This is a genomic window from Duodenibacillus massiliensis (assembly GCF_900128485.1).
Taxonomy (GTDB): domain Bacteria; phylum Pseudomonadota; class Gammaproteobacteria; order Burkholderiales; family Burkholderiaceae_F; genus Duodenibacillus; species Duodenibacillus massiliensis.
Window position 1 is genome coordinate 332,418 of record NZ_LT635861.1, and the last position, 20,880, is coordinate 353,297.

A 20,880-nucleotide genomic window follows, 5' to 3' on the forward strand; every position below is an offset into this window, starting at 1 on the left:
GACTATTCTTTAAAGAGACGGCAGTTCCATGGCGCGGGCCTTGGCATTTTGTTCCTTGCGGAAGTCCTGCAGCTTGGCGTAAAGCGCCTTATCGGTAACGGCGAGAATGGTGACGGCGTAAAGCGCCGCGTTGGCGGCACCGGCTTCTCCGATGGCGAAGGTGGCAACCGGAACGCCCTTGGGCATCTGTACGATCGAGTAGAGGCTGTCTTCGCCGCGGAGGTACTTTGACGGCACGGGAACCCCCAAAACCGGCACCACGCATTTGGCGGCGAGCATACCGGGCAGGTGTGCGGCGCCGCCCGCACCCGCGATGATGCAGGCAAGACCCCGGTCACGCGCGGTGGCGGCGTACTCAAACATCTCATCGGGCATACGGTGCGCGCTTACCACACGGGCTTCGTAGGGCACGCCGAAGGCCTTGAGAATTTCGGCGGCTTTCTGCATCACGGGCCAGTCGGAATTTGAACCCATCACAATGCCGACAACGGGCTTCTGTTCGCACTGAGTCATAGTTTTTTCTCTTAATAAAGCAAAGGCGCGCCGCGGCTCATTCTGACAAACGGATGAGACCGGACGGCGCGCGCTGCCGGGAGTCGCTCCCGGCATATCTCGGGCGGCAGAGACTTACTGCACGTCTTTACCTGTGAGTTTAACAAGTGCCTCGCGGTACTTCATCGAGGTTTTCTCGATGATGTCCTCGGGCGGCACCGGAGCGGGCGGCACCTTGTTCCAGCCCGTGGATTCGAGCCAGTCACGCAGAAACTGCTTGTCGTAGCTCGGGGGCGAAATGCCGAGGGTGTACTGGTCAGCCGGCCAAAAGCGCGAGCTGTCGGGCGTGAGCATTTCATCCATGATGCAGACGTTGCCGTTTTCATCAAGGCCGAACTCAAACTTCGTGTCGGCGATGATGATGCCGCGGGTGGCCGCGTATTCGGCGGCACGGGTGTACAGGTCGAGCGTGTAGTCGCGGATTTTCTGCGCAACGTCGCTGCCGTACATTTCCACGACCTTTTCAAAGGAAATGTTTTCGTCGTGGGTGCCGATTTCGGCTTTGGCTGCGGGCGTAAAGATCGGTTCCGGAAGCTTCTGGGCCATTTTGAGCCCCTCGGGGAGCTTAATGCCGCAGACACTGCCCGTGGCCTGGTAGTCCTTCCAGCCGCCGCCGATGATGTAGCCGCGGGCAACGCACTCAATCAGAATCGGGGTGAGGCGCTTGACAACCATGGCGCGGCCCGTGACCTGGTCGACTTCGTCGGGCGCAACAACCGTTGCGGGATCAATGCCCGTTAACTGATTGGGCATGCCCTGCGTGAGCTTGTCGAACCAGAACTGGGTGATCTGCGTGAGAACCTTGCCCTTATTGGGAATCGGAACGCTCAGAATGCTGTCAAACGCACTGATGCGGTCGCTCGCGATCATCAGAAGCTTGTCCTGACCGACGGCGTAGCACTCACGGACCTTGCCGCGGTAAACGAGCGGCAGGCTCTTGAGATTTGTCTGCATTAAACCGGACATTGGATTGTCTCTCCCCGTAACAGAGAATTGTTGATGCTTGGAATTCTAAACGCACTGCCACTAGGCATTTCAACCAAAGATAATTGTAAAAAGTACAACAAGCCACACAATCAGCGCAAAGATCAGTGCAAAAAGTACGGCGGCGCTGCCGCAGTCTTTGGCAAAACCGGAAAGGGGATGAAGTTCCGGACCGATTCTGTCGACGACGGCTTCAATACCGGAATTGAGTAATTCCGTCACCAAAAGGAAGATCAGCGAAAAGATGCACCAGAGTTTCAGAGACCAGGCCGCCGGCAGAAAGAAGGCAACCGGAATCAAAATGACGGCAAGGATGAGCTCCTGCCGGAAGGCTTCTTCCTTACCGAAAGCCGTACGGATGCCCTGCCAGGAGTAGCGCGTTGCGTTGATGAGCCGGCGGATGCCGGTTTTGCCTTTGAGGTCGGCTGCGGTTTTTTCAGTCATAACACGGAAAAAATCAAAAAAGCCTGCCGCGGCGCTCGGTGCTCTCGGCAGGCTTTGTCTGTGTCTTGTGCTGCTTTCTTAACGGACGTTTTGAGCGAGCGTGCCGTCAGCGTAGCGCGAGGCCATCACGGAAAGGGGCGTAGCGTGAATCTTGCTGCCCTGACCTTCGCAGCCGAAGGCGATGTAGCGGCTCTTACAGAGTTCGTAGGCAGCCTGGCGGGCCTTCTTGAGGTAGGCGCGCGGATCAAAGCCGTCGGGATTTTCAACGAGATAGCGGCGGATTGCAGCGGTCATCGCAAGACGGATATCCGTGTCGATGTTCACCTTACGCACACCGTGCTTGATCGCTTCCTGAATTTCCTCGACCGGCACGCCGTAGGTTTCGCGCATCTGTCCGCCGAACTCGCGGATTTCAGCGAGGTACTCCTGCGGCACGGAGCTCGAACCGTGCATCACGAGGTGAGTGTTCGGCAGGCGCGCGTGAATTTCCTTGACGCGCTCAATGGAAAGAATGTCGCCGGAGGGTTTGCGGGTGAACTTGTAGGCGCCGTGGCTCGTGCCGATTGCGATCGCAAGGGCATCAAGCTGCGTTTCGCGGACAAATTCGGCGGCCTGATCCGGGTCGGTGAGAAGCTGATCGCGCGTCATCGTGGCGTCGGTGCCGTGGCCGTCTTCCTTGTCGCCCTTCATGGTTTCCAGGGAGCCGAGGCAGCCGAGTTCGCCTTCAACGGAAACGCCGATGCAGTGGGCGTTTTCCACCACGCGCTTGGTGACGGCGAGGTTGTAGTCATAGGGGGCGATCGTTTTGCCGTCGCTCATCAGCGACCCGTCCATCATGACCGAGGTAAAGCCCATGCGCATGGCGATCTGGCAGACCGCCGGGCTCTGACCGTGGTCCTGGTGCATACAGACCGGCACATCGGGCCAGGTTTCGACCGCGGCTTCGATCATGTTTTTGAGGAAGGCTTCACCGGCGTACTTACGGGCGCCCGCAGAAGCCTGCATGATGACCGGGGCGTCGACTTCTGCGGCGGCGGTCATGATGGCCTGAACCTGCTCAATGTTGTTGACGTTGAAGGCCGGTACGCCGTAACCGTTTTCGGCTGCATGATCCAGCAGCTCACGCATGCTCACAAGTGCCATTTGCGCAATGCTCCAATAGTGATGAAGGAGAATGCTCCCTGAAACCTCCGCTGCTTGAGATTTAGGCGCGGAAGCGGGCGCTGCGCAACACGCGGAAGACAACGCGCAAACGCCCCCTCTTCAGAGACTCTCCGAAAAAAATGATGCCGCTATTTTAGCGGCACAGGGCCCGGCTGCGCGGCAACTTTTGCACGCAGCAACAGTCGGGCGGAAAAAGGCGGGGCGGGCTTATTCCGAAGGTGCCACCAAGTCATCAATGCCTCTTGCGGTCTTGTGAGTCTTCATGTCGTTTTTGACTTGGGCACTGTGGTTGTCAAAGAACGTCTGGCCGCTTACGATCGCGCGAAGTCCATCAAAGTCGAGAATCTGCACGTGCTTTTGGTTGACGATGATGAGGTTGTCGTGCGAAAAGCGTGAGAGCACGCGGCTCACGGTCTCAAGTTTCAGCCCCAGGTAAGAGCCGATTTCGGCGCGCGTCATGCGGAGCACAAATTCGCTGCGGGAGTAGCCGCGCTGTTCAAAGCGCTGGGAAAGATTGAGAATGAAGGCGGCAAGCCGCTCTTCGGCGTGCATGGAACCCAAAAGCAGCATCACGCCGTTCTGACGCACGATTTCGCGCGCCAAAAGCCTTTGAAAGTGCGAGCTCCAAGTGGGCATTTCTTCGGAAAGTTCTTCAAGCCGCGCAAAGGGCAGAATGCAGACTTCCGTGTCTTCCAGGGCGATGAGGTCACTGGAGTAGACCATGCTTGCCAGGCCGTCAAGGCCCACGATGTCGCCCGACATATGAAAGCTTGTGACCTGCTCACGACCGTCACTGGACATCACCGCGCTTTTAAGAAAGCCCAGGCGGATTGCGTAAAGCGCTTCAAACTTGTCGCCTGCACGGTAAAGCGCATCGCCGCGCTTGACGCGGCGTCGGGTGCTCACAATTTCTTCGAGCTGCTCGATTTCCTTGAGGTTCAACCCGACGGGCAGGCACAGTTCGCGCAGATTGCAGTTGGAACAGGCGACTCTGAGCGTGGCCATGTTGATGTTGGGGTTGTTGAGCATCTTTTTTCAGTGAGTCCGCTGGTTATCGGGCCGGCCGCAGATGAATTGCATCACAGTGACGCAAAAAACGGCGCCGGGTAATAAAAAAATAATCTGTTGCGCCTAGACTTAGCGACATTCCCGTCGGGAGAATGTCTGCATACAATGCGCAGTTCCGGATTGTTGCGGTCCGGAAGTGCCCGCAGAAAGCGCTTTTGCCTTACACCACAGAAAGTACCAATACTATTAACAGTGTTGACGTCTGTCAATGAAGGCATGAATAGCGCGCTGTCTTCGGCGAACTTTTGTTTTTGGTCATACTTTTTGAGGTGCCCCGATGTCTGACCCTGTAATGCGCGGTGTGGAACTGCCTGATTCCGAACTGCTGAAGAAATTTGATGTGCCGGCGCCGCGCTACACATCGTATCCGACCGCTGACCGTTTCAACGACGGGTTCACCGCAAAAGACTATGAAGCCGAACTCGCGGGCCGCAAGGACGCGAAAAAGCCCGCGGGACTTTCGCTCTACGCCCATATTCCCTTCTGCCACGACGTCTGCTTTTACTGCGGCTGCAACAAGATCGTGACGCGCGACCACAGCCGCGCCAAGGACTATCTTGAGGTGCTTCTCAAGGAAGCTGATCTTGTGAAGGGCTTTATCACGGGTTCAACGGAACTTGAGCAGCTCCATTGGGGCGGCGGCACGCCGACCTTTCTCGATAACGACGAGATCGAGTACCTGATGAGCGAAATCGCCAAGCGCTTTCCTTTCGCAAAGGACGGCGAGTTTTCGATCGAAGTGGATCCGAGAACGTGCCCGGCCGATAAGGTACAGGCGTTAAAGCGTGCGGGCTTTAACCGCATGAGTCTCGGTGTTCAGGACTTTAATCCGGACGTGCAGAAGGCGGTTAACCGCATCCAGCCCTTTGAGATGACGCGCGATCTGATGCAGGAGGCCCGCGCCAACGGCTTTCACTCGATCAACATGGATCTTATCTACGGGTTGCCCAAGCAGACCCGGGAGACCTTTAAAAAGACGATTGATCAGGTGATTGAACTCTCGCCCGACCGTATCGCGCTTTACCACTATGCGCACCTGCCCAATCACTTTAAGGCGCAGCGCCGGATTCTGCCCGCGGACCTGCCCTCCACGGTGGAAAAGGTCAACATCATGTTTGATGCGATCCGCCGCCTGACCGCCAACGGCTACCGCTACATCGGGATGGATCACTTCGCCAAGGAAACCGATGAGCTTTCCATTGCCCAGATTAACGGCACCATTCAGCGTAACTTCCAAGGCTATTCCACTCGAGCCGAATGCGATATGGTCGCTTTGGGCGCAAGCTCCATTTCCTTTGTGGGCGGCGGCTACGCCTGCAATCCCCGCGACGTGGAGCCGTACGCTGAGGCAATCCGCGCCGGACGTCTTGCGACCTGCCGCGGCTTTAGGCTCTCGGAAGAAGACAAGCTGCGCCGTGCGGTCATCATGACGGTGATGTGCCGTTTTGAAATCGACAAGCGCGCGATTGAGGCTGAATTCGGCATCAACTTCGATGAAACCTTCGCGTATGAATTAAAGAAGCTGCAGGCCTACGCCAAGCACGAACTCGTGGTTCTTACGCCGGAAAAGATCATCGTGAGCCCCAAGGGCAAGATCTTCGTGCGCGCCGTTGCGATGCAGTTTGACCGCTATCTGCGTGAATCCGACCGCGCGGGCGGCTACTCCAAGATCGCTTAAGCGGGCACACTGCCCAGCATTAGAAAACCTGCAGGCCGGGCGCCCGTCACAAGCGCCTGCTGCAGGTTTTTTGTTTCCGCCGCGGCAAGCCAAACGCCGGGCGGCGTGCTAGAGTCAAAAGATCAAGCCTTTAATTTAGAAAGTTCAACCTATGCCGGAACTCCCTGAAACAGAAAAAGCCGTCGGGCCCACGATTTACTGGCATGACTATGAAACCTTCGGCCTGGACAGAAAACTCGACAGGCCGGCACAGTTTGCCGGTATCCGTACCGACATGAACTTTAACCGTCTGGGTGAGCCCGACATCTGGTACTGCAAACCTTCGCAGGACTATCTGCCGGAGCCCACGGCATGCCTGGTGACCGGAATCACGCCGCAGCTCACCGAAGCGAAGGGGTGCTGCGAACACGACTTTGCGGAAAAAATCCGGGCTGCGATGATCGAGCCCGAGACACTCTCCGTGGGCTACAACTCCATGCGCTTTGACGATGAGGTGACCCGAAACCTCTTCTGGCGCAACCTTTACGATGCCTATGAGCGGGAGTGGGCGAACGGCTGCTCGCGCTGGGATCTCTTTCCCTTTGTTCTTGCGGTGTGGGCCCTCAGGCCCGAAGGCATTGAATGGCCTCTGACGGGGGGCGTTGATCCGGCCCGCGCAGACCTCGTGACCTTCCGGCTTGAAAAACTCACTCAGGCCAACGGCATCTCCCACACCCACGCACACGACGCCGCAAGCGACGTTGAAGCAACGATTGATCTTGCAAAGTTAATTGCCGGCAAGCAGCCCAAGCTCTGGCAGTGGGCTCTTGCCAACCGCAGCAAGAAATCGGTTGTGGCGGCTTTGGAAAGCGGAAAACCCTGTGTGTGGGTGGATCCGAGAGCGGGGCAGAAGCGCGGCTACATCCGTGTGGTGCTGCCGATTACGATTGCGCCCGTCAACAAAAACGAATACCTCGTCTGGGACTGCCGCGAGGATCCGCGGGTTTTGGTTGGTATGCCCCCGGAAGAAATCCGCCGCCGCGCCTTCGGTACGCGCGAGGAACTTAACGGCGAAGAGCGCCTCTCGCTTGCCTCCCTCAAGGTCAATCAGTCGCCTTTTGTTTGTAATGACCTGCGGGTTCTGACGGATGCTGTCTGTGCGCGTTTCGGTATTGATAAAGCGCGCTGCCTGGAAAACATGCAGCATCTTGCGGAAATTCAGAAGGAACTTGTGAGCCCAGTCTATTCAAGCCGGATGCCGGAAGAAAAGCCCGAAGAGGCGGCGCAGCCCGATCTGGATGCCGCGCTTTACGGCGGACTTATATCCACCAATGACCGCACGCTCATGATCCGGGCCCAGAGCTATTCGCCCGCTGATCTCACGCAGGCCGTGGCTGAAGGCAGGCTTTCGTTTGAAGATCCGCGCCTTAAGGAAATGCTCTGGCGCATGCGGCTTCGCAACTGGCCTGAGACACTCACTCCGGAAGAAAAGAAAGCGCGCCGCGCGTTTTGTGCCCAAAGACTTTCCGGTGAAATTCCGGGGGTGCGCGGCTTTGAAGACTACTTTAACGAAATCGACCGTCAGGCCGAGATTAACGATACGCTCGTTGCGGAAGGCACGATCGATGAAGCCAAGTACGAGGCGCGTCAGGCGGTTTTAGATGCGCTTTACGCCTGGGGTGAAGCCCTGGGAGAGTACTGTGAAGGCGGCGATGAGACCGAAGACACACCTCAGTGAGGACGCAGATCATGTTTGAAAAGAAAGCAGCTTATCCGGTGACCGAACCCAGGCGTGTTGCCTTTATCGGTCTGGGTGTTATGGGTTATCCGATGGCAGGCCACCTTCTCGCAGCCGGTCACAGCGTGACCGTTTATAACCGGACCACGGCCAAGGCTGACAAGTGGGTGAAGGAATTCGGGGGCAGCCGTGCCCTCACGCCCAAGGAGGCAGCCTCCGGTGCTGACGTTGTTTTTGCCTGTGTCGGAAACGACGATGATTTAAGAAGCGTGATTCTCGGCGAAAACGGGGCGCTTGCCGGAATGAAGGCGGGCGCCGTTTTCGTGGACAACACGACGGATTCGGCCGGTGTTGCCCGCGAGGCGGCTACGCTTTTCAAGTCAAACGGCCGGCACTTTATCGATGCGCCCGTCTCCGGAGGTCAGGCCGGTGCCGAAAAAGGGATTCTCACCGTGATGTGCGGGGCCGACACGTCGGATTTTGAGCGCGTTAAGGACGTGATTGCCGCCTACGCCTGCGCCGTCACGCGTATCGGGGAGGCAGGCAGCGGACAGCTTGCAAAGATGTGCAATCAGATCTGTATCGCAGGGCTTGTTCAGGCGCTTTCCGAAGCCATCCGGTTCGGCGAAAACGCGGGGCTTGACATGAAGACGGTGCTCAAGGTCATTGAAAAGGGAGCGGCAGGCTCCTGGCAGATGTCTGCGCGCGGCACAACCATGCTTGAAGACCGCTTTGATTTCGGTTTTGCCGTTGACTGGATGAGAAAAGATCTGGGTATTGCGCTTGCCGAAGCCCGCCGCAACGGTTCAAGCCTTCCGGTTACGGCCTTGGTTGACAGTTTCTATGGAGATGTCCAGGCGCTGGGCGGTAACCGTTTTGACACGTCTTCACTCATTAAGCGCCTGCCGAAGAAAAAATAACCTTGTAATTTGCAGGCTATTAGTTGCAAACAACCAATAGCTGCTGAAAAAACGCCACAGATCCCGGCACAGCCCGTGCTTACTGGTCCGGGGCGTTTTTTTTATGGTTTTCGGAAAGTATGAACAGTTGTAAAAATTTGCAAATGAGAATAACTCTCATTAGTATCCCGTTTTGTGAAGGTCGGCCCGTATTTAAGGCTGGCTTTAAGTAGTTGTTTTATGGAAGGCAGTAAACAAAATGTCAGTCAGTGGTGTGTCGCAGCTCAAAAAATTATCTGAACTGCCGCAGGGAGTTGAAGCAGTGGTCGTGAAGATGAAGCTTGAGCAGGGGGAGGCTGACCGTCTCTCTGACCTCGGCATGCGCCACGGGAGCACTGTCCGCATCTTGTGCGGCGGCGAAAATCAGACCATTTTGGTCGCTGTCGGTGACGGCCGTATCGGCGTTAACTACGCCACGGCAGAAAAGATTTACGTTCACTAAGGAAGAATCATGTTGCTGAAAGATCTCAAGCCCGGTGACAAGGGCCGTATCGTCAGTTACAGCAAGGACGCAGTGGAATACCGCCGTCGTCTGCTGATGCTCGGCGCCACGCCCGGTACCTCTTTTGAGGTTGTGCGTATCGCCCCCCTGGGCGATCCGATTGAAATTCGGGTAAGAGGTAGCTTCATCAGCGTCCGTAAGGACGAGGCCGCCATCATGGAGGTTGCCCTCTCATAAAGAGGGTTTTCCGGCAAAGAACATTCCAACTGAGGAATCACACAACATGTCCAAGCAGACAATCTGCGTTGTCGGTAACCCGAACTGCGGCAAGACAACGCTTTTTAACGCCCTCACCGGTGCGCATCAGGAAGTCGGCAACTGGCCGGGCGTCACCGTTGAAAAGAAGGTCGGTCACTACAGCTACAACGGCGAAGACATCGAAATCGTCGACCTTCCCGGCATTTATTCCATTACGCCTGCGAGCACAGCCGGTGAAGACGAACGCGTCGCGCGCGACTACATTCTCACGAATGAATCGTCCTGCGTCGTGAACATCGTTGACGCATCCAACCTCGAGCGTAACCTCTACCTCACCTCGCAGTTAATCGAAATGCGTGTTCCGATGATTGTCGTTGTGAACATGCTCGATATTGCCGAAGCCCACCACCTTAAGATCAATCTGGAAGCGCTTCAGGAGTTTCTGAAGTGCCCGGTGATCGGTATGGTCGCCGCCCGCAATAGGGGTGTTGAGGAACTCAAGGGCGCCATCAGCGACTTCCTGAAGAAGCCCTTCGTGCCGCCGATGACCGTTAAGTTTGACGAAAAGATTACCCACTGCGCTCACGCCGTTGAAGATCAGCTTGCCAAGCTCGGTGTTGAACGCCCCAACTGGTTTGCCGTGCAGCTCATGGAAAACGCCCCCGGGATTGCCGATAAGCTCCCTTCGGGCGCTGTGGATGCCGTCAAGCCCATCGTCGAACCTCTGAACAAGGAATTTGACGGTGACCTTGATATCGCCATTGCCGATGCCCGTTACCAGTTTGTGGCCGGCATCGCTGAAAAGGCGATTAAGCGCGAAGGCGAAGTTTCCGCAACCGTCACCGATAAGATCGACCGCGTGGTTCTGAACCGCTGGCTCGGTCTGCCGATCTTCCTGCTCGTGATGTACGTGATGTTCCTCTTCACGCAGAATTTCGGCGCAGCCTTCATTGACTTCTTCGATATCTTCGTGGGCGGCGTAGCCGTTGACGGGTTCGGTCAGCTGCTTGAAAGCATCGGCTGCCCCGAATGGCTCAAGGTGATCCTCGCTGACGGTATCGGCGGCGGTATTCAGACCGTCTCCACCTTCATCCCGGTGATCTTTTTCCTGTACTTCTTCCTGGCCATCCTCGAAGACTCCGGCTACATGGCCCGTGCGGCCTTCGTGATGGACCGCCTGATGCGCGGTCTGGGTCTGCCCGGCAAGGCCTTCGTGCCCCTCATTGTCGGTTTCGGCTGCAACGTTCCCGCCATTATGGCAACGCGCACCATTGACCGTCCGGCTGACCGTATCACCACGATCATGATGGCTCCGTTTATGAGCTGCGGCGCCCGTCTGCCGGTGTACGTTCTGTTTGCAACAGCCTTTTTCCCCACCAACGGCCAGAACCTCGTGTTCGCTCTTTACCTCATCGGTATTGTGGCTGCCGTCTTTACGGGCTTTATCCTCAAAAAGTTCGTTCTCACGGGTGAAACTTCTGCCTTTGTGATGGAAATTCCGCCGTACCATATGCCGACCTTCAAGGGCGTCATGATCCGTACGTGGGACCGCCTCAAGGGCTTTGTGATGCGTGCCGGTAAGGTGATCGTTGTGATCGTTGCCTGCCTGCAGTTCTTAAACAGCTGGGGTGTCGACGGTTCCTTCGGTAACGCCGATAGCGATAAGTCCGTTCTCTCCAAGATCGGTCAGACGATTGTTCCTGTCTTCCAGCCGATGGGCGTTCAGGAAGAAAACTGGCCGGCTGCCGTGGGTATCTTCACCGGTATTCTCGCAAAGGAAGCCGTCGTCGGTACGATGAACTCCCTCTATGAAACGATGGCGGCTGAAGCCAACAAGAAGGCGGCTGCCGCCGACGGTGCTGCTCCGGCTGAAGAAGCTGAAGAAGACGCGGGCTGGAGCCTTGTCGACATCACTAAGGAAGCCGTGGGCGTGGTGGGTGAAAACCTCGCGGGCCTGGGCGGCGCACTGCTCGATCCGCTCGGTATCGAAGTCGGTGACTTAAGCGATACGGCAGCTGCGGCTGAAGAGCAGGAAGTCTCGGTTGACTCCGTGAGCATCATGCATCAGCTCTTCGGTACCGGTTTTGCCGCCTTCTGCTACCTCCTGATGGTTCTGCTTTACATGCCCTGCGGCGCGGCGGTGGCTGCGGTCTTCCGTGAAGCCGGCGCAGTCTGGACGGTGTTCCTCGCCTGCTGGACCACGATCATGGGCTTTTCGACTTCCACGATCGTCTACCGTCTGGGGACCTTCAGTCAGGATCCGATGTACGCCATTCTCTCCATCGTGATCGCTGCGGTGCTTCTCGTCGGTATGGTCTTCTGGATGAGAAGTTATGTAAAGCGCGCCCGTCTGAATGCCCCCAAGGTGATTCCGATCGCTGCGCAGTAATATGTCAGACATTGCTTAAATCAAGCGTCTGAGTGAGAACATACCCGGCTGTGCAATCAATACACTGCCGGGTATGTTCGTTTTGATACCCGACAAAGGACAAAACGGATATGGTTTCTACGGCTGAACTCAAGGCTTTTATTAAGGAACAGGGAACAATCGGTGAAGAGCAGATTGCGCGGCGTTTTCTGACAACGGCTCCCGTTATCGCCATGATGTGCGAGCGGCTTGCCGCCAAGGGTGACGTGCGCCTGATCGCTACGGGCGAACACTGCTGCGGCAAGGATCAGTGCACGGGCTGCACCGACGTGATGCCTGCGCAGCGCGCCTGGCGCTGGATCCGTAAGGACTGATGCGTCTTTTTCCGGTTGTCTGCCCGCCCTGGTCCGAAACCTCGGCGGGATTTTTTTTCAGGAAGACAGAGTGGCATTTGAAGAAGTAAAAGCGTTTATGACGGCGCGCGGCTTTGCTGACCGCCTGCGGATTTTGGACGGCTCAAGCGCAACGGTGGAGCTGGCGGCAAAAACCCTGGGCTGCGCGCCTGAGCGCATTGCCAAGACGGTTTCTCTGCGGCTTAAGACCGGTCCGATAGTGATTGTTACCGCCGGCGACGCCAAGATTGACAACCGTACCTACAAGCACCGTTTCGGTGAGAAGGCGCATCTCATTGCCTTTGATGAGGTGGAGGCACTCACCGGGCACGCGCCGGGCGGCGTCTGCCCCTTTGCCTTAAAGCCGGGCGTTCGGGTGTTTTTGGATGAGTCACTGAAGCGTTTTGACTCGGTGTGGCCTGCGGCCGGAGCCGACCATACGGCGGTCTTTCTTAAACTTAGTAAACAATCCCCCGTCTGAAGACGGGGGATTTATTGTAACCGCATCACACGGCCCAACATAAGGCTGGTTTACATCAGCCCCTGTGCTGACAGCTGTCGGCACAGACCCTGCAGGTTGCGGCTCGCATTCAAGTCGCTGTGCGCAAGGTGACCACATTGGCTGCATCGGAACCCGTGCTTATGGCGTTTGCCCGGTGCCCCGCACTGTGAGCATGTCTGGCTTGTATAGCGCGGATCCAGGAAAACACACCGGATTCCAGCGGCTGCCGCTTTGTAAACAATCATCTCCTGCAACTCACGGAAAGACCAGCGGTGCAGTCGGCTTCTGATGCGTTTCCCGGCCTTGATGTGATCCCGGATATGCGTCAGGTCTTCCAGGGCGATTAACTTGATACCCCGCTTTGCGGCTTCCTGCACAATCTCTTTGCTTACAACGTTATTGACATGCGTCACATGGCGTCTTTCTCGGCCTGAGGCTTTTTTCAGGTGCTGTCTGGCACTCTGAGAGCCGTTGCGCTGAAGACGCTTTCTCTGACTCATATATCGGTCTCTTTTATCCTTTAATGCTCCTGCTTTCCAAATACGGCCCGTGCTGACGGCCGCAATATTGTTCTCGCCGACATCAATACCCATGATCTCGTCGGCTTTCAGATTCTTTAAATGCTCTTCGCCCGAACAACCTTGGGACTCCACTGCGATGTGAAGCTCCCAAAACGCTTCTTTCCGGCCTCTCCGGGGATGCAGAACAAGGTTGCACTCCTTACGCTTTCCAGAAGCCAGCAACTCTTTTTGAAAAGGGCCGGGGCACAGACGTGCCCGAATCCGACCGCTGATGGTTGAAATTGAAACAGTGCCGTCAGGGAAAAATGTCAGCGTGTTCTTGTCGACGTGAACCGAGGGGTGCCTGAACACCAGCGTCTTGAGCTTCTTGTCCTCACTTTTGAGCTGTGCCGGATGCTTGGCAAGCTCCGTCTTGTAGGCTGCCGACACCGAGCGGATGACGTTACAGGCATACTGGCTGCCGAGATCCGGAAATTTTGCCTTGATCTTGTCATAAACTGCGTGATGCAGCGTGAAACGCTGCCAGAGCCTCTTCGTGCGGTCCGCCGCTACTGTCGGAACTACAAAGTTACACACCTGCGCATAGAGTCTCTGCGTCGCTGCGAGCTTTTCGTGTGCTGCCGGATCGAGTAGTTCCAGCCGAACGCAGGCTGTGCGGACACACTTGCCGCTCCCTTCAACGCGCCTAACGCCGTCCGCGGATGTGTTCAGTCCTTTCGATGTAGCTTTTGATCGTTTCTGCACTGACACTGCCTGCTGTTCCGACGTAGTAAGAAGGCGACCAAAGATGGCCTGCCCAAAGTTCATTTTTGAGTTCCGGATGCCGCATCAGCAGCATCCTTGCACTGGCACCCTTCAATACTCTCACCGCGTCGGCAATGCTGACGGACGGCGGAAAACTGACAAACAGGTGCAGGTGATCCGGCTGAATTTCCAAAGAAAGTATCTCATACTTTCTTTCAGCGCATATACTTTCAAGCAACTCACGCAGAGACTGCGCAACACCACCCCTGAGAACGGATTTCCTGTACTGGGGGCACCATACCATATGGTAAGCTGTCTGATAGACGCAGTTTCTGCTGTAAACGATGCTTAGCATAGTGCGTATGGTACCAATTTTTTAAAATAAAAACAGCCGCGATTCCTCCCGCGTCTGAAGACGCGGGTTTCCTCGCGGAATTTCTATGAACTGGAAGCGCTTGCTCAGCCTGAAAGCTGGGGCGACGTCTGTAAAGGCTGTCGAGAAGAAGAAACGGCGCTTGCCGCATAAAAAGAAAAAGGCCGGAATGCTGTTGGAACATCCAGGCCTTTTTTTAGGGAAACCCTGCTTTAGGCTTTGGGCAGACGTGCAAGCTGCGCCTTCACCTTTTCAAGGGTGGCGGCGAAGTCAGCCTGACGCTTCTTTTCCTGGTCAACAACCGCCGCGGGCGCGCGCTCCACGAAGGAGGCGTTGGAAAGTTTGGCCTCACACTTCTTGAGCTCATTTTCAAGGCGTGCGACTTCCTTGGTGAGACGTTCGCGTTCGGCGTCAATGTCGATTTCAACCTTGAGCATGAGCTTAAAGTCGCCGACGATCGCGACCGGCGCAACGGCACCTTCGTTAATCGCATTGATGTCTGCGACATGTTCAACGCCTGCAAGGCGTGCAAGCGCCGAAAGGTACCCGGCAAAAGCCTTCACCGTGGCGTCGCACCCTTCAACGGCAAGCGGAACCCGCACGGAGGGAGACAGCTGCATTTCGCCTCTGAGGTTACGCACAGCATCGATCATCTGCTTCATCAGGCCCATTTTTTCATCGGCCGAAGCGTCGAGCGCCTTTTCATCGAACTCGGGGTAGCGGGCAATCATGATGCTCGTTTCTTCGTCCGGGCGGCGTGTTGCGGCCGCAAGGCTCACCTTCTGCCAGAGCTCTTCGGTGATGAAGGGGATGATGGGGTGCGCCAGGCGCAGTGTTGCTTCAAGCACCGTAGCAAGCGTGTGGCGCGTGGCGCGCTGCACGGCTTCATCGGCGTCAGAAAGCTGCACTTTCGCAAGTTCCAGGTACCAGTCGCAGAACTCGTTCCAGACAAAGCTGTAGATGGCGTTGGCGGCATTGTCGAGACGGTAGTCGGCAAAGGCGTCCTTCACGGCCTTCACGGTGCGCTCAAATTCGGAGATGATCCACTTGTCAACGAAGGAGAAGCTCATGGGCTTGCCGGCGTTTTCACCGGTGCCGCAGTCCTTGCCTTCGATATTCATGAGCGTAAAGCGTGTGGCGTTCCAGAGCTTGTTGCAGAAGTTGCGGTAGCCCTCGCAGCGCTTGATGTCAAAGTTCACGTTGCGGCCGAGCGTGGCGTAGGCAGCCATCGTAAAGCGCAGGGCATCGGCGCCGAACGAGGGAATGCCGTCCGGGTAGCGCTTTCTGAGGCGCTTTTCAACCTGCGGGGCTTTTTCGGGCTGACGCAGACCGCGGGTGTTCTTCTTTACGAGCGACTCAAGGTCAATGCCGGAAATAAGATCGAGCGGATCGAGCGTGTTGCCTTCGCTCTTACTCATCTTCTTGCCTTCGGCATCACGCACGAGACCGTGGATGTAGACGTTCTTAAAGGGAGCGCGGCCCGTGAAGTGTTTGGTCATCATGACCATGCGCGCAACCCAGAAGAAGATGATGTCGTAACCGGTAACGAGAACCGTCGAGGGGAGGTAGAGGTCGTAAGCGGCCTTGTCTTCGCCCCGGGGTTCAGGCCAGCCCAATGTGGAGAAGGGCACCATGGCGGAACTGAACCACGTGTCAAGGACGTCCTCGTCACGGGTGAGCTTGACGCCTTCTCCGGCCTGAGCCTGAGCTTCTTCTTCGTTTTCAGCAACGTAGACGTTGCCCTTTTCGTCGTACCAGGCCGGAATCTGATGGCCCCACCAGAGCTGACGGCTGATGCACCAGTCCTGAATGTTTTCGAGCCACTGGCGGTAAACGCCCTGCCATTCCTTCGGGAAGATGTTCACTTCCCCCGAGGTGACGGCTTCAAGGCCCACTTCTCCGATGGACTTGCCCGGGAAGAGACTGCCTTCGGGGGCGGGTTTGCTCATCGCCATGTACCACTGCTCGGAGAGCATGGGTTCGACCACCTCACCGGTACGCGTCACACGCGGCACCATGTGCTTGATGTCCTTGATGCCCACCAGCAGGCCCTGCGCCTTTAAGTCTTCGACGCAGGCCTTACGGCAGGCGTAACGGTCCATGCCGCGGTACTTTTCCGGGCAGTTGTCGTTCATCGTCGCCGTCTTGGTGAGGATGTTGAGCATCTCAAGGTTGTGGCGCTTGCCGACTTCAAAGTCGTTGAAGTCGTGCGCAGGCGTGATCTTCACGCAGCCGGAACCGAATTCACGGTCGACGTATTCGTCGGCAATCACCGGAATCAGGCGGTCGGTGAGCGGAAGCTTGAGCATCTTTCCGACAAGGTGCTTGTAGCGCTCGTCTTCGGGGTGAACGGCAACGGCCTGGTCACCGAAAAGCGTTTCAGGACGGGTCGTTGCAACGATGACGCCTTCTCCGCCGTCAGCGGCCGGATAGCGGATCTCCCAAAGGTGGCCCGGAGCTTCCTCGCTTTCGACTTCAAGGTCGCTCACCGCACTCTGCAGCTTCGGATCCCAGTTCACGAGGCGCTTGCCGCGGTAGATGAGACCTTCACGGTAAAGCTGAACGAAGGTCTTTTTGACGACTTTGCTTAACTTGTCGTCCATCGTGAAGTAAAGGCGCGACCAGTCAAGGCTGTCGCCTAAGCGCCGCATCTGATTGAGAATCGTGCCGCCGGAATACTTCTGCCACTCCCAGATTTTGCTGATAAAGGCTTCGCGGCCGATCGCGCGGCGGTCAGTGCCTTCTTCCTGCAGCTGGCGTTCCACCACGATCTGCGTGGCGATGCCGGCGTGGTCTGTGCCGGGCAGCCAAAGCGTGTTGTAGCCCTGCATGCGGTAGTAACGCGTCAGAGAATCCATCACGGTCTGGTTGAAGGCATGGCCCATGTGCAGGATGCCCGTAATGTTGGGCGGGGGCAGCTGAATGGCAAACCCGGGCTTGGCGGGGTCGCTGCCGGCCTTGAAGTAGCCGCGGCTTTCCCAGACGGGGTACCAGCGCGCTTCAATGTCGGCCGGCTCAAAGCTTTTGGCGAGTTCGTTGGAGGTGGTCTGACTCATGATGAACTTTCAAAAAACAATAGGTACGGGCGGGACAAAAACGCGTTCCGTCCGGCTGAAAATCTGTAGGACCTGTAATTTTCGCACGATTTAACGGATGCGAGAAGAGCAGCGCTTGCCGGAAAAAGTCGTTGTTTGCTTGGAGCCAGGTTATGAGCTTTTCAGAAAAAAAATTTGATTTTTTCTTTCGACTTAGGCAGAATGCACCGCCTACGAAGAGACATTGGTCTTTCTCGTGAGAAAAATTTGGGGGTGTAGCTCAGCTGGGAGAGCGCTGCGTTCGCAATGCAGAGGTCAGGAGTTCGATCCTCCTCATCTCCACCACTTGCCTATTCCATAGGAAGTTCAATGCAGTTTGAAACCGCGTAAATACTGCGCCAATGCATTGAATTGAGCGTCACAAGGTGCCGTACAGAAATCCGGCTTCGTTCGACATTGTTCGTTCGAAGCCGTTTTTTTTTGGGTATAACTTTGGGTATAACTGTGGTACTGTTTCGCCATATCCCTTAAAAACAGTTATACCCACGATGCCCAAAGCCGCAAAAACACTGACTTCCCGTGAAGTCAATGCCATCACAAAGGGCGGTCTGACCGCTCTTGGCGGTGCCGACGGCCTTTACCTCAGTGTCAAAGATTCCGTAACAAGATCGTACGTGGATCGTTACCGCGTCCGCAATACCGGCCGCCGCACCATGATCGGCCTCGGATCTGTCGCTGACATCAGTCTCAAAGACGCCCGGGCGAAGGCCATGGAGCTCAGAAAGATCGTTGATCACTCAATCTGTCTTTCAAACTTTCCGATTTTGTCTCCCGCCTCAGCAAACGTATCGTTAAACGTTCCTGCCAGCTTGCCCGATACGGTGAAGGCAATCGCGTAGTCCTTAAGTCCCATATTTTCTCCGGGCAAAATAAAGGCCCGCAAATGCGAGCCCGGAAACCAGCATAATGGAAAACTCCATCAGCAGAACAACAGCAGGTAGCAGAAATAGAGCAGAAAATAGAAAAACACGCCTGCCATCGCCAATTGCAAAAGCAATACGATGAAATTCATCACTGCCGTAAGCAGATTAAACAACGCCCCGACAAGATCAAAAAAAGCAACCATGGTCGGCCCCTTAAGACGCCTAACACTTCCAGTAGAAGTATAGTGCGAAAGGTTGCTCTATTTACCTTTTCCTGCTCTTGTTTCAGCCTTCAGACAGGCATTTAAAGCTCGTTCCCAATCAACTACTTCGACCAGAGGTATCCGTTCCCACTCCATCGGCCCGCTGTATGTGCAGCGAGCCAGGGAAAGGTAAACGATCTTCAGTGTCAAGCGACATAAGAATTGACCCTCAAAACGACATAAAAATTGACCCACCTCCAAAAGGGACAAAAGAAAGGCATTTGACGTGCCGACCCGGAACGGCCGGCAGGCTGTGGAGGGGGAAGGCGTGTCAAATGGTGCTCCAGTTCCCCTTGCAGGGCGGCGTTGATGAAGCGTTGGGCTACGATCTTCATCGCTTCGTTGAAATGAGCCTGCGTTAAGGCCGCTAAGCCGCCGGCTTCCATCAGTTGCTCTACGGCATCGTTCAGAATGGCCTGCTGCTGGTCGGTAAATTTTACGGTGTCGTTTATTTTGGGTGTACGGGGTGCCACGGTGATTCCTTTCGCGCCCTACGGGAGCGCTATTATCGCCTGGACACAAAAAACCTTACATCCTCGGGAGTTTCGACAAAAAAGCAGGCACTTTCTCTTTTGAAGGTGCCTGCTTTCATTTCAGCTTAACCGGGTGACGTTATTCGTAGCCCTGCTTGGCCACAACCGCTGCGCGCTTACGTTTGAACATCAGCTCGTAGAGGATGAGACCGGTATTTGTCAAGACAAATACCGCAACCGAGGGATTGCGGCCAAAACGTCCGCTCATTGTAGGACGGGAAAAGACAAAGCAGGAAGCGGCAGTCGGCAATTGCGCCGATAGATGCCGGAGCAACGCCGGGCGCGGATAACAAAAAACCGTGAGGCATTGCTGCTTCACGGTTTTTAATGAATTTCTGGTGCGCCGGGTAGGATTCGAACCCGCGACCCCCTGGTTCGTAGCCAGGTACTCTATCCAACTGAGCTACCGGCGCACACTTTTTTCTGCCCTCTCAAGCAGAGACCGGCATTTTACAGAAACACTTTTAAAAGTGCAACTGCCGTGCCGGTGAGCAGAAATTCAGGTCTTACGCTGCCATCGCCAGACCGCTGTCGATGCGGGCAAGCACTTCGTCTTTGCCGAAAAGTTCCAGGGTCTTGTCAATCTGCGGCGTACGGTCAACGTTGCAGACCAAAACTCTGAGCGGTGTGGCAATCGGGCCCATCTTGATGTTGAGCTTTTCCATGACGGCCTTGATGGCACCGTAAATGGAGGGCGCATCAAACGTTGCAAGCTTGGCAGCTTCTTCACGGAAGGCAAGGAGCGCTTCCTTGTTGCCGTCAGCCAAAGCGGCCTTTACCGCTTCCGGATCACGCTCGAGGGGCTTATAGAAGAAGAGGGCGGCATCGGCAAGCGCTTCAAGCGTGGCGGCGCGGGTCTTTAAAAGGCCGCAGACGCCCGCAAGCGACGGGCCGCCTTCAACCTTGCCGCCGCGCTTTTCAATGCGCGCACGGGTGAGGTCTGCAAGACGCTTGTCATCGGCTTCCTTCATGTACTGGGCATTGAGCCACTCGAACTTCTTAAAGTCGATGCGGGCTGCGGCACGCGAGCAGTCGGAAAGGTCAAAGACCTTGGCCAGCTCTTCGCGCGAGAACTTTTCCATGTTGCCGTGGCCCCAGCCGAGGCGGGCGAGGTAATTGAAGACGGCTTCGGGCAGAAACCCGCGGGCTTCGTATTCCATCACCGACACCGAACCGTGGCGCTTGGAAAGCTTCTGTCCGTCAGGCCCGTTGATAAGCGGCAGGTGCGCAAAAATCGGAATCTCGGCGCCGAGGGCCTTATACAGATTAATCTGACGCGGCGTGTTGTTGATGTGGTCGGCACCGCGGATCACGTGGCTGACCTTCATGTCCCAGTCATCCACCACCACGGCAAAGTTGTAGGTGGGAATGCCGTCACGCATGATGATGAGGTCATCGAGTTCCTTGTTGGAAATCGTGATCGGGCCGTAAACGGCATCATCCCAGGACACGTCGCCGTCATCGGGATTGCGGAAACGGATCACGGGCTTGACGCCTTCGGGAATCGGGCGGCCGACGCAGTTTTCAGGACGCCAGCGGCCGTCGTAGCGGGGCTTAAGCCCCTTGGCACGCTGCTCTTCGCGCATTTGATCGAGCTCTTCGGGGGTGGCGTAGCACTTGTAGGCGCGACCGTCGGCGAGCATCTGATCAACGATTTCGCGGTAGCGGTCCAGACGATCCATCTGATAGATGGGGCCCTCGTCGTAGTCGAGGTTGAGCCACTTCATCGAATCGAGAATGACCTGCGTTGCCTCATCGGTGGAGCGCTTCTGATCAGTGTCTTCGATGCGCAGCAGGAACTTGCCGCCCAGGTGCCGGGCCACAGCCCAGCAGTAAATGGCGGTACGGGCAGTCCCCAGGTGCATCATGCCGGTGGGCGAGGGAGCAATACGGGTACGGATTTCTTTCATCACAATTCTCTAAGTAATCCTGAACGCAGGTGAGGCGCCTTTATTTTTTC

Annotated in this window: 20 protein-coding genes, 2 tRNA genes and 1 pseudogene; 10 read left to right on the forward strand and 13 right to left on the reverse strand. The window is 56.2% G+C overall.

The window, feature by feature from the left end:
* Positions 1-9: 9 nt before the first annotated feature.
* The 5 genes from purE to fnr form a co-directional block, all read right to left on the reverse strand.
* Positions 10-513 (reverse strand): 5-(carboxyamino)imidazole ribonucleotide mutase, encoded by a 504-nt coding sequence (purE, locus tag BQ7486_RS08980; protein WP_074009771.1) that lies wholly within the window; start codon positions 511-513, stop codon positions 10-12.
* A 114-nt stretch (positions 514-627) separates the two neighbouring features.
* The gene (locus BQ7486_RS08985; protein ID WP_022373202.1) at positions 628-1,518 is read right to left on the reverse strand and encodes a phosphoribosylaminoimidazolesuccinocarboxamide synthase; all 891 of its coding nucleotides are present in this window, start codon (positions 1,516-1,518) and stop codon (positions 628-630) included.
* 69 nt (positions 1,519-1,587) lie between these two features.
* A complete protein-coding gene (locus BQ7486_RS08990; RefSeq protein WP_074009772.1) occupies positions 1,588-1,980 on the reverse strand; it encodes a diacylglycerol kinase in 393 nt (130 codons plus the stop codon).
* Positions 1,981-2,058: 78 nt separating this feature from the next.
* A complete protein-coding gene (gene fba, locus BQ7486_RS08995) occupies positions 2,059-3,123 on the reverse strand; it encodes a class II fructose-bisphosphate aldolase (protein ID WP_022373200.1) in 1,065 nt (354 codons plus the stop codon).
* A 228-nt stretch (positions 3,124-3,351) separates the two neighbouring features.
* Positions 3,352-4,173, reverse strand: coding sequence for a fumarate/nitrate reduction transcriptional regulator Fnr (gene fnr, locus BQ7486_RS09000; protein ID WP_022373199.1), 822 nt, complete (start codon positions 4,171-4,173; stop codon positions 3,352-3,354).
* Positions 4,174-4,489: 316 nt separating this feature from the next.
* Here fnr and hemN point away from each other — a divergent pair, with 316 nt between their 5' ends.
* The 8 genes from hemN to BQ7486_RS09040 all read left to right on the forward strand — a co-directional run bounded on the left by hemN (position 4,490) and on the right by BQ7486_RS09040 (position 12,507).
* Positions 4,490-5,890, forward strand: a complete 1,401-nt coding sequence (hemN, locus tag BQ7486_RS09005) for an oxygen-independent coproporphyrinogen III oxidase (protein ID WP_074009773.1) — start codon at positions 4,490-4,492, stop codon at positions 5,888-5,890.
* Between the two features lie 151 nt (positions 5,891-6,041).
* Positions 6,042-7,607 (forward strand): exodeoxyribonuclease I, encoded by a 1,566-nt coding sequence (sbcB, locus tag BQ7486_RS09010; RefSeq protein ID WP_074009774.1) that lies wholly within the window; start codon positions 6,042-6,044, stop codon positions 7,605-7,607.
* Positions 7,608-7,618: 11 nt separating this feature from the next.
* On the forward strand, positions 7,619-8,527 hold the full coding sequence (locus BQ7486_RS09015) for an NAD(P)-dependent oxidoreductase (protein WP_074010116.1): 909 nt from the start codon (positions 7,619-7,621) through the stop codon (positions 8,525-8,527).
* 238 nt (positions 8,528-8,765) lie between these two features.
* A complete protein-coding gene (locus BQ7486_RS09020) occupies positions 8,766-9,008 on the forward strand; it encodes a FeoA family protein (RefSeq protein ID WP_074009775.1) in 243 nt (80 codons plus the stop codon).
* Positions 9,009-9,017: 9 nt separating this feature from the next.
* Entirely contained in the window at positions 9,018-9,245 is a 228-nt protein-coding gene (locus tag BQ7486_RS09025) for a FeoA family protein (protein ID WP_022373194.1), read from the forward strand.
* A 46-nt stretch (positions 9,246-9,291) separates the two neighbouring features.
* The gene (gene feoB / locus BQ7486_RS09030) at positions 9,292-11,655 is read left to right on the forward strand and encodes a Fe(2+) transporter permease subunit FeoB (RefSeq protein WP_074009776.1); all 2,364 of its coding nucleotides are present in this window, start codon (positions 9,292-9,294) and stop codon (positions 11,653-11,655) included.
* 110 nt (positions 11,656-11,765) lie between these two features.
* Positions 11,766-12,008 carry a FeoC-like transcriptional regulator gene (locus BQ7486_RS09035; protein ID WP_022373191.1) on the forward strand — a complete coding sequence of 81 codons (243 nt, stop codon included), beginning with the start codon at positions 11,766-11,768 and terminating at the stop codon, positions 12,006-12,008.
* A gap of 70 nt (positions 12,009-12,078) precedes the next feature.
* Positions 12,079-12,507, forward strand: a complete 429-nt coding sequence (locus tag BQ7486_RS09040; RefSeq protein WP_074009777.1) for a YbaK/EbsC family protein — start codon at positions 12,079-12,081, stop codon at positions 12,505-12,507.
* 50 nt (positions 12,508-12,557) lie between these two features.
* On the opposite strand, the gene BQ7486_RS09045 is transcribed toward BQ7486_RS09040, so the two are convergent.
* The 3 genes from BQ7486_RS09045 to BQ7486_RS09055 form a co-directional block, all read right to left on the reverse strand.
* Positions 12,558-13,625 (reverse strand): RNA-guided endonuclease InsQ/TnpB family protein, encoded by a 1,068-nt coding sequence (locus tag BQ7486_RS09045; RefSeq protein WP_235836729.1) that lies wholly within the window; start codon positions 13,623-13,625, stop codon positions 12,558-12,560.
* A gap of 109 nt (positions 13,626-13,734) precedes the next feature.
* Positions 13,735-14,148, reverse strand: a complete 414-nt coding sequence (tnpA, locus tag BQ7486_RS09050; protein WP_074009096.1) for an IS200/IS605 family transposase — start codon at positions 14,146-14,148, stop codon at positions 13,735-13,737.
* Positions 14,149-14,378: 230 nt separating this feature from the next.
* A complete protein-coding gene (locus BQ7486_RS09055; RefSeq protein ID WP_074009778.1) occupies positions 14,379-17,222 on the reverse strand; it encodes a valine--tRNA ligase in 2,844 nt (947 codons plus the stop codon).
* 248 nt (positions 17,223-17,470) lie between these two features.
* Here BQ7486_RS09055 and BQ7486_RS09060 point away from each other — a divergent pair.
* Positions 17,471-17,546, forward strand: a tRNA-Ala gene (locus BQ7486_RS09060).
* Between the two features lie 203 nt (positions 17,547-17,749).
* A complete protein-coding gene (locus tag BQ7486_RS09065) occupies positions 17,750-18,100 on the forward strand; it encodes an Arm DNA-binding domain-containing protein (RefSeq protein ID WP_074009779.1) in 351 nt (116 codons plus the stop codon).
* A gap of 80 nt (positions 18,101-18,180) precedes the next feature.
* Here the strand turns inward: BQ7486_RS09065 and BQ7486_RS11965 are convergent, their stop codons facing one another.
* The 5 genes and pseudogenes from BQ7486_RS11965 to gltX form a co-directional block, all read right to left on the reverse strand.
* Positions 18,181-18,327 (reverse strand): hypothetical protein, encoded by a 147-nt coding sequence (locus tag BQ7486_RS11965; RefSeq protein WP_154666321.1) that lies wholly within the window; start codon positions 18,325-18,327, stop codon positions 18,181-18,183.
* 326 nt (positions 18,328-18,653) lie between these two features.
* Positions 18,654-18,839 (reverse strand): annotated as a pseudogene (locus tag BQ7486_RS12525) (IS256 family transposase); the annotation flags it as partial.
* Between the two features lie 160 nt (positions 18,840-18,999).
* A complete protein-coding gene (locus BQ7486_RS12400) occupies positions 19,000-19,128 on the reverse strand; it encodes a hypothetical protein (protein WP_268874093.1) in 129 nt (42 codons plus the stop codon).
* A gap of 128 nt (positions 19,129-19,256) precedes the next feature.
* Positions 19,257-19,333: transfer RNA gene (locus BQ7486_RS09075), tRNA-Arg, on the reverse strand.
* Positions 19,334-19,426: 93 nt separating this feature from the next.
* Positions 19,427-20,830 carry a glutamate--tRNA ligase gene (gene gltX, locus BQ7486_RS09080; RefSeq protein WP_022373870.1) on the reverse strand — a complete coding sequence of 468 codons (1,404 nt, stop codon included), beginning with the start codon at positions 20,828-20,830 and terminating at the stop codon, positions 19,427-19,429.
* Between the last annotated feature and the right edge of the window lie 50 nt (positions 20,831-20,880).

Excerpts from the sequence above, each read along its gene's own strand:
- BQ7486_RS09025 (WP_022373194.1), top strand. The coding sequence starts at position 9,018 with ATGTTGCTGAAAGATCTCAAGCCCGGTGACAAGGGCCGTATCGTCAGT.
- BQ7486_RS09055 (WP_074009778.1), bottom strand. The coding sequence starts at position 17,222 with ATGAGTCAGACCACCTCCAACGAACTCGCCAAAAGCTTTGAGCCGGCC.
- BQ7486_RS09035 (WP_022373191.1), top strand. The coding sequence starts at position 11,766 with ATGGTTTCTACGGCTGAACTCAAGGCTTTTATTAAGGAACAGGGAACA.
- BQ7486_RS11965 (WP_154666321.1), bottom strand. The coding sequence starts at position 18,327 with ATGGTTGCTTTTTTTGATCTTGTCGGGGCGTTGTTTAATCTGCTTACG.
- tnpA (WP_074009096.1), bottom strand. The coding sequence starts at position 14,148 with ATGCTAAGCATCGTTTACAGCAGAAACTGCGTCTATCAGACAGCTTAC.
- BQ7486_RS12400 (WP_268874093.1), bottom strand. The coding sequence starts at position 19,128 with ATGAGCGGACGTTTTGGCCGCAATCCCTCGGTTGCGGTATTTGTCTTG.
- fnr (WP_022373199.1), bottom strand. The coding sequence starts at position 4,173 with ATGCTCAACAACCCCAACATCAACATGGCCACGCTCAGAGTCGCCTGT.
- purE (WP_074009771.1), bottom strand. The coding sequence starts at position 513 with ATGACTCAGTGCGAACAGAAGCCCGTTGTCGGCATTGTGATGGGTTCA.
- BQ7486_RS08990 (WP_074009772.1), bottom strand. The coding sequence starts at position 1,980 with ATGACTGAAAAAACCGCAGCCGACCTCAAAGGCAAAACCGGCATCCGC.
- BQ7486_RS09065 (WP_074009779.1), top strand. The coding sequence starts at position 17,750 with ATGCCCAAAGCCGCAAAAACACTGACTTCCCGTGAAGTCAATGCCATC.
- sbcB (WP_074009774.1), top strand. The coding sequence starts at position 6,042 with ATGCCGGAACTCCCTGAAACAGAAAAAGCCGTCGGGCCCACGATTTAC.
- gltX (WP_022373870.1), bottom strand. The coding sequence starts at position 20,830 with ATGAAAGAAATCCGTACCCGTATTGCTCCCTCGCCCACCGGCATGATG.
- hemN (WP_074009773.1), top strand. The coding sequence starts at position 4,490 with ATGTCTGACCCTGTAATGCGCGGTGTGGAACTGCCTGATTCCGAACTG.
- BQ7486_RS08985 (WP_022373202.1), bottom strand. The coding sequence starts at position 1,518 with ATGTCCGGTTTAATGCAGACAAATCTCAAGAGCCTGCCGCTCGTTTAC.
- BQ7486_RS09015 (WP_074010116.1), top strand. The coding sequence starts at position 7,619 with ATGTTTGAAAAGAAAGCAGCTTATCCGGTGACCGAACCCAGGCGTGTT.
- feoB (WP_074009776.1), top strand. The coding sequence starts at position 9,292 with ATGTCCAAGCAGACAATCTGCGTTGTCGGTAACCCGAACTGCGGCAAG.
- BQ7486_RS09020 (WP_074009775.1), top strand. The coding sequence starts at position 8,766 with ATGTCAGTCAGTGGTGTGTCGCAGCTCAAAAAATTATCTGAACTGCCG.
- fba (WP_022373200.1), bottom strand. The coding sequence starts at position 3,123 with ATGGCACTTGTGAGCATGCGTGAGCTGCTGGATCATGCAGCCGAAAAC.